Origin of the sequence: Bosea vaviloviae (assembly GCF_001741865.1) — a bacterium.
GTDB classification, from domain to species: Bacteria; Pseudomonadota; Alphaproteobacteria; order Rhizobiales; family Beijerinckiaceae; genus Allobosea; species Allobosea vaviloviae.
Genome location: NZ_CP017147.1, coordinates 2,947,128 through 2,963,669 on the forward strand (window position 1 = coordinate 2,947,128; position 16,542 = coordinate 2,963,669).

13 protein-coding genes and 1 pseudogene are annotated in these 16,542 nt (G+C 64.1%); 6 read left to right on the plus strand and 8 right to left on the minus strand.

Features of this window, described 5'->3' with window-relative positions:
* Positions 1-7 precede the first annotated feature (7 nt).
* The 7 genes and pseudogenes from BHK69_RS13555 to BHK69_RS13585 all read right to left on the minus strand — a co-directional run bounded on the left by BHK69_RS13555 (position 8) and on the right by BHK69_RS13585 (position 8,551).
* Positions 8-801, minus strand: a pseudogene (locus tag BHK69_RS13555) (FadR/GntR family transcriptional regulator).
* On the minus strand, positions 798-1,784 hold the full coding sequence (gene yjfF, locus BHK69_RS13560) for a galactofuranose ABC transporter, permease protein YjfF (protein WP_069690566.1): 987 nt from the start codon (positions 1,782-1,784) through the stop codon (positions 798-800). The pseudogene BHK69_RS13555 and the gene yjfF overlap by 4 nt, the downstream one beginning before the upstream one ends.
* A complete protein-coding gene (locus BHK69_RS13565; RefSeq protein ID WP_069690567.1) occupies positions 1,781-2,764 on the minus strand; it encodes an ABC transporter permease in 984 nt (327 codons plus the stop codon). The genes yjfF and BHK69_RS13565 overlap by 4 nt, the downstream gene beginning before the upstream one ends.
* Before the next feature lie 13 nt (positions 2,765-2,777).
* A complete protein-coding gene (locus tag BHK69_RS13570; RefSeq protein WP_069690568.1) occupies positions 2,778-4,337 on the minus strand; it encodes a sugar ABC transporter ATP-binding protein in 1,560 nt (519 codons plus the stop codon).
* Between the two features lie 217 nt (positions 4,338-4,554).
* A complete protein-coding gene (ytfQ, locus tag BHK69_RS13575) occupies positions 4,555-5,508 on the minus strand; it encodes a galactofuranose ABC transporter, galactofuranose-binding protein YtfQ (RefSeq protein ID WP_069693631.1) in 954 nt (317 codons plus the stop codon).
* 142 nt (positions 5,509-5,650) lie between these two features.
* Entirely contained in the window at positions 5,651-6,736 is a 1,086-nt protein-coding gene (locus tag BHK69_RS13580; protein WP_069690569.1) for an aldose epimerase family protein, read from the minus strand.
* Between the two features lie 186 nt (positions 6,737-6,922).
* A complete protein-coding gene (locus BHK69_RS13585; protein ID WP_069690570.1) occupies positions 6,923-8,551 on the minus strand; it encodes a PAS-domain containing protein in 1,629 nt (542 codons plus the stop codon).
* A 198-nt stretch (positions 8,552-8,749) separates the two neighbouring features.
* Between BHK69_RS13585 and BHK69_RS13590 the strand changes: the two genes are divergently transcribed.
* A complete protein-coding gene (locus tag BHK69_RS13590) occupies positions 8,750-9,913 on the plus strand; it encodes an ATP-binding protein (protein WP_069690571.1) in 1,164 nt (387 codons plus the stop codon).
* Positions 9,914-10,098: 185 nt separating this feature from the next.
* Complete coding sequence (locus BHK69_RS13595) at positions 10,099-11,202, plus strand: IS5 family transposase (RefSeq protein WP_069693320.1); 1,104 nt, start codon at positions 10,099-10,101, stop codon at positions 11,200-11,202.
* 147 nt (positions 11,203-11,349) lie between these two features.
* On the opposite strand, the gene BHK69_RS13600 is transcribed toward BHK69_RS13595, so the two are convergent.
* Positions 11,350-12,108, minus strand: coding sequence for an SDR family NAD(P)-dependent oxidoreductase (locus BHK69_RS13600; protein ID WP_069693632.1), 759 nt, complete (start codon positions 12,106-12,108; stop codon positions 11,350-11,352).
* Positions 12,109-12,291: 183 nt separating this feature from the next.
* On the opposite strand from BHK69_RS13600, the gene BHK69_RS13605 reads away from it, so the two are divergent.
* The 4 genes from BHK69_RS13605 to BHK69_RS13620 all read left to right on the plus strand — a co-directional run bounded on the left by BHK69_RS13605 (position 12,292) and on the right by BHK69_RS13620 (position 16,526).
* On the plus strand, positions 12,292-13,551 hold the full coding sequence (locus tag BHK69_RS13605; RefSeq protein ID WP_069690572.1) for an extracellular solute-binding protein: 1,260 nt from the start codon (positions 12,292-12,294) through the stop codon (positions 13,549-13,551).
* 81 nt (positions 13,552-13,632) lie between these two features.
* Complete coding sequence (locus BHK69_RS13610) at positions 13,633-14,538, plus strand: carbohydrate ABC transporter permease (protein WP_244548493.1); 906 nt, start codon at positions 13,633-13,635, stop codon at positions 14,536-14,538.
* Entirely contained in the window at positions 14,531-15,382 is an 852-nt protein-coding gene (locus tag BHK69_RS13615; protein ID WP_069690574.1) for a carbohydrate ABC transporter permease, read from the plus strand. The genes BHK69_RS13610 and BHK69_RS13615 overlap by 8 nt, the downstream gene beginning before the upstream one ends.
* A gap of 46 nt (positions 15,383-15,428) precedes the next feature.
* A complete protein-coding gene (locus tag BHK69_RS13620) occupies positions 15,429-16,526 on the plus strand; it encodes a Gfo/Idh/MocA family protein (RefSeq protein ID WP_069690575.1) in 1,098 nt (365 codons plus the stop codon).
* Positions 16,527-16,542: the final 16 nt, after the last annotated feature.

A 16,542-nucleotide genomic window follows, 5' to 3' on the forward strand; every position in this document is an offset into this window, starting at 1 on the left:
GCGGTGCTCAATCCTTGTCTGTGAGAAGGCGGGAAGGGGCGATAAGGCGATGCGCTCCGGGGAGCCGTTCGGAGGGTTCGGTTCTCGCTGCACCGTGGCGGCGCAATCCGTTGAAGATGACACCCACCATGGCGTCGGCTGCACCCTCGACGTCGCGGGCAGCGATGGCGTCGACGATCTTCCGATGCGTCATGATGACGATGTCCCGCTCGGGTTCCTCGACCGGCGCGCTCAGCAGGAAGGACGCCCGCAGCGCACGTCGATGACGCCGCCGACCGAGCGCATGAACGGATTGCCCGAAGCATTGGCGACCGCGACATGGAGCGCGAGATCGGCATTGGCGAAGGCCACGGAATCGGATGGCTCGCGCTGCATCGCGGCCAGGCCCGCGCGCATCGCGGCGAGATCGGCTTCGGTTCTGCGCTCCGCGGCCAGGGCCGCCGCACGAGGCTCGACCGCCAGCCGGATTTCGGCGAGATCGTCCAGGAAGCGGCGGTCTATGCCGGCCTGGAGGTGCCAGGCGAGCAGGTCGCCGTCGAACATGTTCCAGGCGGCGCGCTCGCGCACCACCGTGCCGACCCTTGCCTTGGTGGTGAGCAGGCCCTTGGCGACGAGCGTCTTGACGCTTTCGCGCAGCACCGGGCGCGAGACGCCGAAGCGCAGCATCAGCTCGGCATCGCCGGCGAGCTTGGAGCCTTCCTTGGCGCGGCCGGCGATGATGTCGATCGCGATCATCCGCGCCACCTCGGCGTGATTGGAGTGCTCCCGCCGTTCGGGAACCGCGACGATTCCGGGTTTCATGGCGTGGTCCCTTTTGCAGCGGCGCCCCGCACGGAGCGGCGGGCCAGCGCCAGCGTCGCCTGCTGGAAAGCGATGAAGGCAAACAGCAGGACCCCGGTGACGATCTTGGTCCACCAGCTCGACAAGGTGCCGTCGAAATTGATGTAGGTCTGGATCAGGCCCTGCATCAGAACGCCCAGGAACGTTCCCGCCATGAAGCCGTACCCGCCCGTCAGCAGCGTGCCGCCGATCACCACGGCAGCGATCGTGTCGAGCTCGACACCGACCGCCGAAAGCGAATAGCCCGACGAGGTGTAGAGCGAGAACACGATGCCCGACAGCCCCGCCAGGAAGCTCGACAGGGCATAGATCGCGACCGTGTGCCGCCCCACCGAGATCCCCATCAGCCCGGTCGAGACCCGATTTCCGCCGAGCGCATAGACGTTCGTGCCGAAACGCGTGAGATGGAGCAGGACGCCGCCGGCCAGGAAGACCGCGAGCATGATCAGCCCGACCACGCTCAGCCGGCCGCCGCCGGGCAGGCGCAGCGCGAAATCGGAAATCGCGCCATAGAGCGGCGCGGTGACCGGGATCGACTCGGTCGAGAGCAGGAAGCTCGCGCCGCGCGCCAGGAACATGCCCGCCAGCGTCACGATGAACGGCGGCATCTCGAAGCCCTGGATGAGCGCACCCATCGTGGCGCCAAACAGCGTCGCGACCAGCAGCACGAGCATGAAGGCCAGCAGCGGGGGAATGTTCCATGTCCCGATCGCCAGGGCGAGGAAGACCGTCGTGAACCCCACGACCGAACCGACCGACAGGTCGATGCCGCCCGAGATGATCACGAAGGTCATGCCGACCGCCAGGATGCCGAGGAAGGCGTTGTCGGTCAAAAGATCCGCGATCACGCGCGTCGACAGGAAGGCGGGGAACTGGAGCGCGCAGATGGCATAGCCGAGCGCGAAGACGGCGGCGGTGACGATGACCGGGAGATAGCGCGTCATGCCGATCTCCGGGCCAGCAGCACGCCGATGGCGGACAGGCGCGGCGATTGCGCCAGCAGCACCACCAGGACGACGACCGCCTTCACCACGAGGTTGAATTCGGGCTTGAAGCCGGCCAGCAGGATGCCGGTGTTCATCGCCTGGATGATCAGCGCGCCCAGCACCGCCAGAGCGAGGCTGAAGCGGCCGCCCAAGAGCGAGCTGCCGGCGATCACGACCGCCAGGATGGCGTCGAGCTCGAGCCAGAGCCCGGCATTGTTGGCGTCCGCGCCCAGGATGTCGGCGGCGGAGACGATCCCGGCCAGGGAGGCGCAGAAACCGCTCCAGACATAGACCGCAATGGTGGTCATGCGCGTCTCGATGCCGGCGAGCGCGCTGGCTCGGGCATTGGCGCCGGTCGCCTCGATCAGGAGCCCGAGCGCGCTGCCGCGGACGACGAGCGCCGCCACCGCCAGCACCGATGCGGTCAGCACCACCGGGACCGGCAGTCCCAGGATCGAACCGCCGCCGAACCAGGCGAGGCCGGGCGAGGTGAAGGTGACGATCCTGCCCTCGGTGATCAGCTGCGCGACGCCTCGGCCGGCGACCATCAGGATCAGCGTCGCGACGATCGGCTGGATGCCGAGCACGGCGACGAGGATGCCGTTCCAGAGCCCGCACAGCAGCCCCGCGCCCAGCGCCGCCAGCAGGACGACGGGCAGCGGCTGCGTGTCGGCCAGCGTCGCCGCGAGAGCGCCTGAAATCGCCATCACCGCGCCGACCGAGAGATCGATCCCCCTGGTCGCCACGACCAGCACCATGCCCAGGGAGAGGAGCGCCACGGGCGCCCCGCGGTTGAACACATCGATGAGGCTGCCGAACAGGCGACCATCCTGCAGCCTGAGGTCGAAGAACTGCGGCGAAACGGCGAAATTGATCAGCAGCACCAAGATGAAAGCTGCGATTTGCGGCAGGCCCTTGCGGGGCAGGGTGAAGCTCATCGGATCCGCTTCCTCACGCCGCCAGCGGGGGCGCGTCGGCCGCGATCGCCTGCAGGATCGCGGTGACGTTCACCGCCTCGCCCTCCAGCGCGGCGATCTGCCTGCGGTCGCGCATCACGACGACCCGATCGGCATAGCTCACGATCTCCTCCAGCTCGGACGAGATCACGACGAGGGCGAGGCCCTCAGTGCAGAGCTGCCGGATCAGGCGGATGATCTCGGCATGGGCGCCGACATCGATGCCGCGCGTCGGTTCGTCGAGAATGAGCAGGCGCGGCTGCGTCGCCAGCCAGCGCGCCAGCAGGGCCTTTTGCTGGTTGCCGCCCGAAAGCAGCCCGATCGGCCGCTCGGGGTCGGGCGGGCGGATGTCGAGCATGGTGATGAAGCGCCGCGCGATCTCGTCCTGCTCCCGCCGCGAGAGCGGATGCAGCGCGCCGCGCCGCGCCTGGACGGCCAGGACGATGTTCTCGCGCACCGTGAGTTCGGCGACGATGCCTTCGGTCTTGCGCTCCTCCGGACAATAGCCGAAGCCCTGCGCGATCGCGTCGCGCGGCGACGCCAGGCGCACGCTGCGGCCGTCGATGGTGAGGCGGCCGCTATCGGCGGCTTCCACCCCGAACAGCAGGCGTGCCGTCTCCGTGCGCCCCGAGCCGAGCAAGCCGGCAAGCCCGACCACCTCGCCACTTGCCAGGACGAGGTCGAAAGGCGCGACATAGCCGGCCTTGCCGAAACCCTCGAACCGGATCGCGCCGCCCGCTGCGGGCGCAGCCTCGGCGGCGTCCTTGGCCGGATGCTCCGCGGTGGCTTCGCTGAGCTCGCGGCCCAGCATCATCCTGATCAGCTCCATGCGCGGCAGCGCTGCTGTCTCGCGCTCGCCGACGAGCTTGCCGTTCCGCAGCACCGTGATGCGGTCGCTGATCGCATAGACCTGGTCGAGGAAATGGGTGACGAAGAGGATGCCGAGGCCCCGGCCGGCGAGACCGCGCATGACGCGGAACAGGATCTCGACCTCATGAGCGTCGAGGCTGGCTGTCGGCTCGTCGAGGATCAGGATCCGTGCCGACATGTCGACGGCGCGCGCGATCGCCACCAGATGCTGCACGGCGACCGAATACTCGCCCAGTGGCGCGGCGACATCGATATCGAGGTCGAAATCACGCAGCAGGGCCGCCGCGCGGCGGCGCATCTCGCTTTCCCGCACGAGGCCCAAGCGCATCGGCTGGCGTCCGAGGAACAGGTTTTGCGCGACCGAGAGGTTGGGTAGCAAGCTGACCTCCTGGTAGACGGTCGCGATGCCGGCTTGCAGCGCCTCCTGCGCCGAACGGGGCGCGATCTCGGCGCCCTCCAGCGTCACGGTTCCCGCGTCGCGCGCGATGACGCCGGTGACCGCCTTTATGAAGGTCGACTTGCCCGCGCCGTTCTCGCCGAGCAGGGCATGGATTTCGCCATGCCGGAGCGTGACGTCGATACCGGCGAGCGCGGGAAACCCTGCGAAAGTCTTCGAGAGCCCGCGTACGGCCAGGAGCGGCGCGGCCTCGGTCGGGGGCAGGGGGCGGGTCGGGGATAAGGACATGGGCACGAACTCCACGCAGGCCGCGCCGATGGCGCGGCCGTGGGAACAAGCTCGGGAGAGCGCGCGCGCCCTCAGAGCCTGTTTTTGAAACGCGCTCCGGTGAGTCGGCTGGCGCGGATTTCGAGAACCGGAGCGCAGCGGACTTCATGTCCGTGAGCACCGGAAGCGCAGAAAGCCGCGTCAGACGGCCGCCGGAGTAGAGTTTCGGGACAGGCTCTCAGTAGCCGAGGCCCTTTTTGGAGTCGTAGACCTTCTGCGGATCGTCGGCTGCGGTGTAGAGCCTGGATTCGGTCTGGATCCATTTGGGCGGGACGGTGCCCTTGCTCTTGTAGGCGGTCAGCGCGTCGAAGGCGGGGCCGGCCATGTCGGGCGTCAATTCGACCGTGGCATTGGCCTCGCCGGCCGCGATCGCCTTGAAGATGTCGGGCACCGCGTCGATCGAGATGGTCAGCACATCCTTGCCCGGCTTCAGGCCGGCTTCCTTCATGGCCTGGATCGCGCCGACCATCATGTCGTCATTATGCGCATAGACGGCGCAGATCGACTTGCCGCCGCCCTCGGCCTTGATGAAGCTCTCCATCACCTCCTTGCCCTTGGCGCGGGTGAAGTCGCCGGTCTGGCTGCGCACGACCTTGATGTTGGAGGCTGAGGCGATCGCCGTGTCGAAGCCCTTCTTGCGGTTGGTCGCGACGCTGGCGCCGACCGTGCCTTGCAGCTCGACGACGTTGCAGGGCTTGGAGCCGACAGTCTTGGCGAGCCATTTGCCGGCGACCTCGCCCTCATGGACGCTGTCGGAGGTCACGGCGGTCAGATAAAGCTCCTTGCCCGCCGGATCGATGTCGCGATCGAGCAGGATGACCGGGATCTTGGCTTCCTTGGCTTCCTTCAGCACGGAATCCCAGCCGCTCGCGACGACGGGAGCGAGGAAGATCGCGTCGACGCCCTGCGCGACGAAGGAGCGGATCGCCTTGATCTGGTTCTCCTGCTTCTGCTGCGCATCGGCGATCTTGAGCGTGATGTTGCGTTTCTTGGCCTCGCTCTTGGAGACCGAGGTCTCGGCTGCGCGCCAGCCCGATTCCGAGCCGATCTGTGAAAAGCCGACAGTGAGTTCCGCCGCACTGGCGGCATTGAGACCGCCGGCCAGCATGGTCGCGGCAAGCAGCGTGGTCATGGATGAAAGACGGCGCATGAGCTTCTCCCGGAACATTATCAATCGAGGCGCCTCTACGTGCGCAGCCTCGTTCTACCGGGGTCTTTTGAACCTGTAAATAGTCATACTATCTTACTAATGGGCAGCTTCATGCAGGAGCCGCTCAGGCCGTGAAGCGATAGAGCGTGCGATGTCGGTAGATCATGCCCGGCGTCAGCCTGGCCGATGGGAAATCGGGACGATTGGGTGCGTCGGGCCAGATCTGCGGTTCCAGGCAAAAGGCGTCGGCCTGGCGGTGGAGCCTGCCATGCTTTCCCGCCACGCTGCCGTCGAGAAAATTGCCGGAATAGAGCTGCAGGCCGGGCTGATCGGTATGGAGCTCCATGATCCGCCCGGAGCGGGGCGCCTCGACGCGAGCAGCCAAACGCAAGGCATCTGTCGGCAAATCATCTGTCGGCAAGCCATCCGCAGGAACCAGGCAGAAATTATGGTCGTAGCCGCGGCCGCGCCGCAGCTGTTCGTCGGAATGCCGGATGCGCGCGCCGATCGGATGCGCCTCGCGGAAATCGAACGGCGTGCCAGTGACGCCTCGCGGCGGCTCCTGCAACGGGATTGCGGTCTCGTCCACCGCAAGGAAATGATCGGCGGCGATCTGCAGCCGGTGCTGCAGGATATCGCCTGCCGCCGCGCCGTCGAGATTGAAGAAGCTGTGATTGGTCAGGTTGACCACCGTCGCCCGGTCGCTCGTCGCGGTGATGTCGAGCAGGAGTTCGCCTGGGGCCGGCAGGCTGTAGCGCAACCGGGTCTCGACCGTGCCGGGATAACCTTCCTCGCCATCGGGGCTGCGGCAGGCCAGCGTCAGCGTGGGAACCGGTCCATCCTCTGCCGAGACGATCCTCCATGCCTTGCGGCTGAAGCCATTGATGCCGCCATGCAGCGCATTGGGGCCATTGTTGCGGGCAAGCGAAACCTCCGTCCCGTCGATGACGAAGCGGCCGCCCGCAATGCGGTTGGCGTAGCGCCCGACCGTCATGCCGAAATAGCAGCCGAGCCGGGTATAGGGCTCAAGCGCATCGAAGCCGAGAACGACGTCGTCGACCGCCCCTGCGCTATCCGCCACCAGCAGCGCCTGGAGAGCGCCGCCATAGCTGATGATGCGCGCCGTCAGCCCGCCATCCCGCCTGAGCGTGACGCGCTCGATGGCGGTGCCATCAGGCAGATGTCCGAAGATCTCGCGTTCGACCGGCATACGTCTCTCTGGTTGGCGCTCTTCGCAGATGTCGGCAAGCAGGTGCCGGCAAGCCAATGTCGGCAAGTCAATGTCGGCAAGTCGAGGCTTACCGTCGTTACCGAAGTCTGCCGCCACAGCGGCGCGATGTACACCGTTCTGATATCCGCCGGCTCGCATCCGCAGGACCGAAACCTCCGCAGCCGCTCAGCCGGTTCGCCGCCGGGGCATCGCGGCGGCCTGATCGGTCCGGTCTTCGATCAGGCTGATCAGGTACTGCGCTGCGCCTTCACCGCCCGAAGCGGGAAGATGCCGGATTGCCGCGACACGCTCGCCATTGCCGGGCGTCGTTATCGTCCGGATCGCGACCGCGGCGGCCTTGACGGGCGGGGCCTTGCTGGCGCCCTCGATCGCCTCGGCGGTCTCCTCGCCGAAGACATCGCGTGCCGTTCGTCCGACAATGGCGGCGCGCGGCAGGCCGAACAGGGTTTCCGCGGCCCGGTTGACGAGCAGATAGCGATGGCTGAGCGCGTCCTTGGCCAGGATGGCCTCGTGCACATTCTCGACGATCGTTCCCAACAAGCGCTCCATGCGCTCCAGCGTCTGCTGCAGCTGCTGCTGTTTGGTGAAGTCCTCATGGGTCGCGACCCAGCCGCCATCGGGTGTCGGCTGCTCGAACACGCGGATCCTGCGGCCGTCTTTCAAATCGACATGGCTTACCGACGGTTGGCCGAGTGCGATCCGGGTCAGGATCGTTTTGACGTAAGTTTTGGTGTCTCCGGAAAACAGGCCGGATTCGGCGCGGTATCGCAATATGTCGCGAAGATTGCAGCTCGAAGCCATGATCTCTTTCGGCAGATTATACATCTTCCGGTAGGATTCGTTCATGAGAATGACGTTCGCGTGCACATCAAGCATGATCAGGCCCTGGGCCATATTATTGATCGCCGCGATGAGATGGACCTTGTTCTCTTCGAGGTGATCGCGTTCCCGCGAAGTCGCCAGTTCGCTCTTCTGGAGCTCGCGGTTTCGCTCGGTCGTGCTCTGCAGTTGCTGGACAGCCAAGGCGAGTTTGCCGATTTCATCCTTTCTGGTGGCGTGCGGGATCGACGCCAGAATCTTGCCGGAGGCGATGCTGTCGGTTGCCGATGTGATGGCGAGCAGTGGCTCGATCACCGAGGCCTTGAACAGAGAGGCCGTCAGCCAGGTCAGGGCGATGGCGCCGATGCCGAGGATCATCAGCAATATGGTCGTGAACTCGACCTGCTCTCCCAGCTTGGCGTTGGCGTGGGCGCGCTTGAAGTAGACCGTCGCGAGAGCCGCGAGATCCTCGTTGAGTGCGATGCGCACCTTGCGGTTCGCGTCGTTGTCTCCCCATTCGCGGCCCGCAGCCTGGCTGATGACGTTCGCGCGCCGCACGAGCTCTGCGCGGAAACGGATAAACTCGGAGACACGGGTCTTGAAGGCCGCGAAGAGTTCCGTGTCGTCATCGCGAACGATCTGCTGCCATTGATCCATGACCTCGGCCAATTCGCGGTTTCGCCGCAGGAGTGCGTCGCCATAGCGTTTCACAGTCGCCATATCGCTCGACATGTAGATGCCGCGCGATTCCATGACGACGGCGAAGATCAGGCCGTTGACCTTTTCGACGTTGGTGGCAGCCTGCGACGAGACGTCAAGTTGCCTGTGATAGGCGGATTGTTCGCGGACCGAATAAACGGAAAGCGCGACCAGCATCAAAATCAGGATTAATAAACCGGCAAAGGCAGCATAAAATTTTACCTTAATACTGGTTTCATGCAGGCTGTATGGTAGTTTATGCGTTAATGCAGCCATTAAATCTGCCTTTTGCCACCCCTAATTCGAGGTTTGTAGCGTAGAGTATTGAATTTTTCTTTCGCTTCAACGTTTTGAGGTTTGTGCGATTGAGCGCCTTCCGAGCTGGACCTTGAGCTTAAAAAACGTGACTCCGGTCGGTTTCCATCGCGGCGGAATAACCTTGCATTTCAGGAATTCATATCCGTAAATGCAAGGATGATCGCGCGCAGAATTTTTCCTGAGTTGGTCGAATTGATCGATAGCTATCCGGCGGTGGCTCTTCTGGGACCGCGCCAGGTCGGAAAGACCACGTTGGCTCACGCGATCGCGGATCAGCGGCCGTCGAATTACCTCGACCTCGAATCCGAGGCCGATCGAGCGAAACTGTCGGAGCCAGAGCTATATTTCGCGCAACACGATGAGAAGCTCGTTATTCTCGACGAGGTTCATCGCTTACCTGACCTGTTTCAGAATCTGCGCGGCATCATCGATCGTAGCCGGCGAGCTGGACGTAGGACGGGCCGGTTTCTCCTGTTGGGTTCAGCCTCGATCGAACTGATGAAGCAGTCGGGAGAGAGCCTCGCGGGTCGCATCGCTTATTTGGAGCTGGGACCTTTGAACGGTCTTGAGGTTCAGGCTGACCAGATCAATCAGCTCTGGGTGCGTGGTGGATTTCCAGACAGCTATCTCGCGTCTAGCGACAGAACCAGCGCAAGGTGGCGCCAGGATTTCATTCGGACCTATCTTGAGCGCGACATTCCCCAGTTGGGGCCGCGGATACCAGCGGAAACGCTCAGGCGGTTCTGGACAATGCTGGCGTATCATCAGTCGGGGCTCCTCAACGCCGCCGAGTTTGCCAGATCCCTTGGTGTCGACGGTAAAACCGTCGCAGGTTACCTGGATCTCATGGTCGACCTGCTGCTCGTGAGACGGCTTGAACCGTGGCACGCCAATTCTGGCAAGCGCCTTGTGAAATCTCCACGAGCCTATGTGCGAGACAGTGGGCTTTGCCACACGCTGCTTGGCCTTGCGACGCTTGACGATGTTCTTGGCCACCCGGTGGCGGGGCCCAGCTGGGAAGGCTTTGTGATCGAAACTTTGATCACGGCCGCACCCTCCGGGACCCGGGCGAATTTCTATCGGACGTCAGCAGGTGCTGAAATTGACCTCTTGCTGACACTGCCAGGCAGGCGCCCTTGGGCGATTGAGATCAAGAGGAGCCTGGCGCCCAAAGTAGAAAGAGGCTTTCATCACGCTTGTGAGGATATAGATCCCGAGCGGCGCATCGTTGTCTATCCCGGCGTCGAGCGATATCCGCTCAAGGATGGGATCGAGGCAATGCCCCTTGCCTTGGCTGGGCGGGAAATTATGCAAACGTAATGCTAGAGTATTTCCGCGTTCCTCCGAATCGCGGAAATGCTATAGTTCCTTGTTTTAACGCGTTTTCTTCACGCGAACCGGTGTCCGCTTCGCTCGAAAACGCTCTAGCAGGCTGCTGCAGAAGTCTCTGGCGGGATCGTCTTGGAGATGATTCACTCTGTCTGAGGCAGATGCGGGGTCTTGCGATGCGGGGACGTGAGGATCGGTCGGATAGCCTGTTCAGCTACATCCGGCTGGAAGAGCGGGTTCCTGCGGATCATCCGCTGCGAGCGATCCGGGCTTTGGCGGACGAGGTTCTGGCGGGTCTGAACGGTCGCTTCGAGACGCTGTATTCGCAGATGGGTCGGCCCTCGATCCCACCGGAGATGCTGCTGCGCGCGACGCTGCTGCAGGCGTTCTTCTCGGTTCGCTCCGAGCGGATGCTGATGGAGCAGATCGACTACAATCTGCTGTTCCGGTGGTTCGTCGGGCTTGAGATGGATGCCGCGGTCTGGCACCCGACGGTGTTCACGCACAACCGCGACCGGCTTCTGGAAGCGGATGTGGCCCACGCCTTCCTGTCGGGGCTGCTGGCTTTGCGTCAGGTGAAGCAGCTCCTGTCGAGCGACCACTTCTCCGTCGATGGCACGCTGATCGATGCCTGGGCCTCGATGAAGAGCTTCCGGCGCAAGGACGGCTCGGACGAGCCGCCTGGGCCTGGCCGCAACGGCGAGCGCAACTTCCGCAAGGAAAAGCGCTCGAATGTAACCCATGCCTCGACCACCGATCCCGATGCCCGGCTCTATCGCAAGAGCGACGGGCACGAGAGCCGGCTGTGCTTCATAGGCCATGCGCTGATGGAGAACCGCCATGGCCTCGTGGTGGACGCGACGCTGACCCACGCCACCGGCACGGCCGAGCGCGAGGCAACGCTTGCGATGCTCGACCGGCGCGAAAGCCGGCATCGGATCACGTTGGGAGCCGACAAGGCCTACGATGTCGAGGCCTTCGTGGGCGACCTGCGGGCGCGCCAGGTGACGCCGCACATCGCCATCAACGGCGCGGTGTCCAAGACCGGCAAGGTGCGCAAGACCGCCATCGACGGCCGCATCACCCGCCATCCCGGCTACGCGATCAGCCAGCGTTGCCGCAAGCGCATCGAGGAGGTCTTCGGCTGGATCAAGACCCAAGCCGGGCTGGCCAAGGTCAAGGTCCGGTCCCGGACCAAGGCCGAGGCGGTCTTCACCTTCGCAGTTGCCGCCTACAACCTCGTCCGCATCCCCAAGCTTCTAGCCCAGGCGACCGCATGAAGGGCAGCGCCAAGCGGACCAAGCCACGCTCCGGCAGCAGCATCCACCAGAAGACAAGCCGCCGACGCTTCCCAGCTGCGCCAGTCACTGCCAAAACAGCAAAGACCATCTAAACCAAGAGCCAGAACAGACTTCTTCAGCAGCCTGCTAGACCCACCCGCCATCCACGACATAATGCTGCGCGGTGCAGGCTGACGCTTCATCCGATGCGAGGAATATGGTGAATTTCGCCAATTCGTCCGGCGTCAGCCGGCGCTTGAGACATTGCCGCCGCATCAGCTCGGCCTCGCTCTCCGGTGTCAGCCATTTCTCGATCTGTCGCTCCGTCATGATCCAGCCGGGCGCGATGGCGTTCACGCGAATGTTGTAGGCGCCGTAATCCCGTGCCAGCGAGCGGGTGAGACCGATCACGCCGGATTTGCTGGCGGTGTAGGCGGCCATGCCGCCTTGACCCGCCATCCAGGAGGTCGATCCGAAGTTGATGATGGCGCCGCCATTGGCGGCCTTCATGTCCGGCAGCACCGCTTGCGCCGCGAAGAACTGGTGCTTCAGATTGACCGCAATCCGATCGTCCCAATACTCCGGCGTGACCTCCTCGGTCGCATGCCGCTCATCATGGGCCGCATTGTTCACGAGGATTTCAATCGGCCCATGGAGCGCGCGCGCCTGTTCGATGCCGGCCCTCAGTGCCGGGATGTCGGTCAGGTCGACAGGCTGGAAATGCGCCGCCAATCCAGCCGCGCGCAGGTCCCGCGCCAGCGCCTCGCCGGTGTCGCGCATGATGTCGAACAGCACCACGGTGGATCCCTGCTCGGCAAATCGGCGCGAGATCGCCGCACCGATGCCTGAAGCGCCGCCTGTGACCAGAACCACCTTGCCGGCAAGATCGCGATATAGGGCAGCCATCATCAACTCCGACATGCATTGGCGCTGACCGCGCGGCCCGGTTCCGCCGTGAACGGCCAGTCAGTTGCAAAACGAACGAAAGCATTCGGCGAGCGGTCATGCAACGCATTTTCTGAGTTGCGTACCTCAAAATTTGAGTTAGGTTGGCGTCAACCCGCAGACAGACGGGACTGGGAGGATGCGATGCGATTTCTCACGAGGCTGGCGCTCGCCGCCGCAGGATTGACCTTGGCCGCCGGCGCAGCCGCCGCGCAGACCACCGTCCGCTGGCTCCATGTCGAGCAGAACCCCGCCCAGGTAAAAGTCTGGGAGGAGGTCGCCCGGCGCTTCGAGGCCAAGAATGCCGGCGTCAAGGTCGAGATGCAGTTTCTGGAGAACGAAGCCTACAAGGCCAAGCTCCCGACCCTGCTGCAGTCGCGGGACCGGCCGCACATCCTCTATTCCTGGGCCGGCGGCGTGCTCAAGGCGCAGGTCGATGCAGGCGTGCTGGAGGACATCACGAAGAGCGTCGGCGCCTACAAGGACAATCTGTCGGCGGGCGCGGTCGAGGCCTTCACGGTTGACGGCAAACTCTACGGTCTGCCCCACAACGTCTCGCAGGTCGGGTTCATGTACAATAAGGACCTCTTCGCGAAGGCCAATCTCGACGGCGGCGCGATCAAGACCTGGGACGACCTCCTGGCCGCGGTGAAGACGCTCAAGGCTGCCGGTGTCACGCCGATCGCCGTCGGCGGGCAGGACAAGTGGCCGCTGCATTTCTACTGGACGCATCTCGCCGTCCGGCTCGGCGGCAAGCCGGCTTTCGAGGCCGCGCTCAAGGGCCAGAATGGCGGTTTTGAGGGCGAGACCTTCCAGAAGGCAGGCGAGCTGATGAAGCAGCTCGTCGATCTCGAACCGTTCCAGAACGGCTTCCTCGGTTTCAAGAACCAGCAGGCGCTCGGCTTCTTCGGCGACGGCAAGGCCGCGATGAATCTCGCGATCTCGCATCAATCCACGACGCAGCGAGCCCTGGCCGCCGACAAGAAGGGCATCGCCGAGGACAGGTTGGGCTGGTTTGACTTCCCCGTGCCCGCCGGTGCCAAGGGCCGGCCGTCCGACACGCTTGGCGGCGTCAATGGCTGGATCATCACCAAGGGCGCGCCGAAGGAGGCCGTCGAATTCGTCAAGTTCTTCATCTCGGACGAGGTCCAGCGCGAGCTCGCCAAGCAGAACTTCATCATCCCGACCTTCAAGGGGGCGGAAGCGGCCCTGAGCGCCGCCTTCATGCAGAACGTGGCCAGGAACATCGCCGCGTCCCAATACCACCAGAACTTCTACGATCAGGATCTCGGCCCCTCGGTCGGCCGAGTGGTGAATGACGCGACGGCGGAGATCGCCGGCGGCTCGATGACGCCGAAACAGGCCGCCAAGGCGATCCAGGACGCCTTCAAGCAAGGCAATTGAGCAAGCAAGGCAATTGAGATCTGCCCCGGGCGCGTCAACCTGCGAGCGACACCGATGTCTCATTACAGCGGAGCAGCCGTCATGAGCGGCAAGCCTGCAGCCTCCGGTGCTCGCCGGAGAGCGGCGAGCGACGGGCGCCTCGCCTCGCTCCTGCTGTTCCTGCCGCCGGCACTGCTGCTGTTCACCGTGTTCGTGGTGCTGCCGATTGGCGAGGCAGCCTGGTATTCCGGATTCAACTGGAACGGGTTTGGCAGCCCGACGCGCTGGATCGGCTTCGACAATTACCGCTTCGTCTTCGATTCGCGCGGCTTCGGCACGGCGTTTCGCAACAACCTGCTGATCATCGCGGTGTCGCTGGTGATCCAGCTGCCTCTGGCCCTGACGCTGGCTCTCATGCTCGCCGACAAGTTTCGCGGCTCGGTGGCGCTGCGAATGCTGTTCTTCCTGCCCTATGTGCTGGCCGAGGTCGCGACCGGCCTGATCTTCAGCTTCATCTATGACGGCAATTATGGGCTTCTCGCATCCATCTACAGGACGTTCGGGGCCGAGGCGCCGCATCTGCTCGCCAGCACGCAGACCTCGATGCTGGCCATCCTGGTCGTCGTCGTCTGGAAGTATTTCGGCTTCCACATGATGCTGTTCATCGCCGCGCTGCAGGGCATGGACCGAAATCTGGTCGAGGCGGCGCGGATCGACGGCGCCTCGCGCTGGCAGGTGCTGCGCTATGTGGTGATCCCGCTGCTTTACCCGACGATCCGCCTCTCGGTGTTCTTCGCCGTCGTCGGCTCACTGCAGCTCTTCGACCTCGTGATGCCGCTGACCCGGGGCGGGCCGGCCGACTCCTCCAACACGATGGTCAGTTTCCTTTACATCCACGGTGTCTCGCGCATGCGCGTCGGCTATGGCAGCGCCATCGGCGTGATCCTGTTCGTGATCTGCGTCACCTTCGCCATCACCTATAAACGCTGGTTCATGCGCGATGAATGACACGTCCATCGCTGGCCGCCGGCCGCTCGATCTCGTCCTGGTCTACAAGGTGCTGTTCCTCGCGCTGGTGGCGGCATTCGTCGCCGTGCCGCTGCTGGCAACCTTGCTCGGCGGCTTCAAGACGCTGGGCGAGCTGCGCACCAATCCGTTCGGCCTGCCGCAGACCTGGGAGTGGCAGAACTACACGGACATCCTGTTATCCAAACGCTACTGGCAGTTGCTGTGGAACTCGTTCGTGATCGGGAGCTTCACCGTCGTCCTGACGCTGATCGTGGCCTCGATGGCGGCCTTCGCCTTCGCTCACATCCATTTCTTCGGCAGCTCCATGCTGCTGAGCTATCTCACCATGGGACTGTTGTTCCCGGCCGCCACCGCGATCCTGCCGCTCTTCATCAAGGTTCGCGATCTCGGCCTGCTGGACAATTATTTCGGCGTTATTCTGCCTCAGGTCGCCTTCAGCCTGGCCATGAGCATCCTGCTCCTGCGGCGCTTCTTCAAGGATCTGCCCCACGAGTTGCTGGAGGCTGCGCTCGTTGATGGTTGCAGCTACTTCGCCTTCTTCCGTCACGTCACGCTGCCTCTGTCGCGACCGATTCTCGCGACCGTCGGCACCATCACCTTCGTCCACAGCTGGAACAGCTACCTGATGCCTCTGGTGATGCTGAATTCCGAGCAGCTTTATCCCTGGCCGCTCGGCATCATGATCTACCAGGGCGAATTCTCGTCGGAATGGCACCTGATCCTGGCGTTCATCACGCTGACGCTGCTGCCGACGATCCTGCTCTTCATCTTTGCTCAGAAACACATCGTCGCGGGCCTCACCGCCGGCGCGGTCAAGGGCTGAGCGCGTCTCGAACAACCGGCCTCGGACATCAGCTATGGAGACAAGAATGCGCAAAGTCGGAATCGGCATTATTGGCTGCGGCAACATCAGCACGAAATATCTTGAGGCGATGCGGCAGTTTCCGATGGTGGAGCTCAAGGCCGTCGCAGATATGCGCAGCGCCGCGGCGGAGAAGCGTGGCGCCGAGTTCGGCGTACCCGGGCTGCGCGTGGGCGAACTCCTCAAGCGCGACGACGTCGAGATCGTCGTCAACCTGACCGTGCCGCTCGCCCATACCGATGTCAGCCTCGCGGTGCTCAATGCCGGCAAGCATGTCCACTCCGAGAAGCCGCTTGGCATCAACACGGTCGAGGCCCGCAAGGTCATGGATCTCGCCGCCCAGAAAGATCTGCGCGTCGGCTGCGCGCCGGACACGTTCCTCGGCGGTGGCCACCAGACCGCGCGGAAGCTGATCGACGACGGCGCGATCGGCACGCCGGTGGCCGGCAGCGCCTTTTTCGGCTGCCCCGGCCATGAGAGCTGGCATCCGGCGCCGGGTTTCTACTATCTGCGCGGCGGCGGCCCGATGCTCGACATGGGGCCCTACTACATCACCGATCTGGTGCAGTTGCTGGGGCCGGTGGCCGGCGTGATGGGGTCGACGGCGCGGCCGCGCTCCGAGAGGCGCGTCACCAGCCAGCCGATGAACGGCGCGCTGATCCCGGTCGAGGTCGAAACCCATGTCGCCGGGACGCTGGAGTTCGAGAGCGGTGCCGTGGTCTCGATCACGATGAGCTTCGACGTGCCTCAGCACAGCCATTCGCCGATCGAGATACATGGTGACAAGGCAAGCCTGCTGGTGCCCGATCCGAACAAATTCGGCGGCGAGGTCAAGATCGCCAAGCCGCGGGGCAGTTGGGAATCGGTTGCCCTTTCGCATGGCCATACCGATGGCGAGTTCCGCTCGATCGGCGTTGCCGACATGGCTGCCGCGATCATTGCAGGCCGCCCGCATCGCGCCAGCGGCGCACTCGCCTTCCACGTCCTCGAGGTGATGGAGGCATTCCAGAAATCGGCCGACGAGGGGCGCCGGATCAACATCGAGAGCCGTGTCGAGAGACCTGCTCCCCTGCCTGCCGGGCGCACGACCGGCCAGATCGACTGAACGAAGCTAGAGGATG

Coding starts and splice junctions, on each gene's coding strand:
- yjfF (WP_069690566.1), bottom strand. CDS start 1,784: ATGACGCGCTATCTCCCGGTCATCGTCACCGCCGCCGTCTTCGCGCTC.
- BHK69_RS13565 (WP_069690567.1), bottom strand. CDS start 2,764: ATGAGCTTCACCCTGCCCCGCAAGGGCCTGCCGCAAATCGCAGCTTTC.
- BHK69_RS13570 (WP_069690568.1), bottom strand. CDS start 4,337: ATGTCCTTATCCCCGACCCGCCCCCTGCCCCCGACCGAGGCCGCGCCG.
- ytfQ (WP_069693631.1), bottom strand. CDS start 5,508: ATGACCACGCTGCTTGCCGCGACCATGCTGGCCGGCGGTCTCAATGCC.
- BHK69_RS13580 (WP_069690569.1), bottom strand. CDS start 6,736: ATGCCGGTCGAACGCGAGATCTTCGGACATCTGCCTGATGGCACCGCC.
- BHK69_RS13585 (WP_069690570.1), bottom strand. CDS start 8,551: ATGGCTGCATTAACGCATAAACTACCATACAGCCTGCATGAAACCAGT.
- BHK69_RS13590 (WP_069690571.1), top strand. CDS start 8,750: ATGATCGCGCGCAGAATTTTTCCTGAGTTGGTCGAATTGATCGATAGC.
- BHK69_RS13595 (WP_069693320.1), top strand. CDS start 10,099: ATGCGGGGACGTGAGGATCGGTCGGATAGCCTGTTCAGCTACATCCGG.
- BHK69_RS13600 (WP_069693632.1), bottom strand. CDS start 12,108: ATGGCTGCCCTATATCGCGATCTTGCCGGCAAGGTGGTTCTGGTCACA.
- BHK69_RS13605 (WP_069690572.1), top strand. CDS start 12,292: ATGCGATTTCTCACGAGGCTGGCGCTCGCCGCCGCAGGATTGACCTTG.
- BHK69_RS13610 (WP_244548493.1), top strand. CDS start 13,633: ATGAGCGGCAAGCCTGCAGCCTCCGGTGCTCGCCGGAGAGCGGCGAGC.
- BHK69_RS13615 (WP_069690574.1), top strand. CDS start 14,531: ATGAATGACACGTCCATCGCTGGCCGCCGGCCGCTCGATCTCGTCCTG.
- BHK69_RS13620 (WP_069690575.1), top strand. CDS start 15,429: ATGCGCAAAGTCGGAATCGGCATTATTGGCTGCGGCAACATCAGCACG.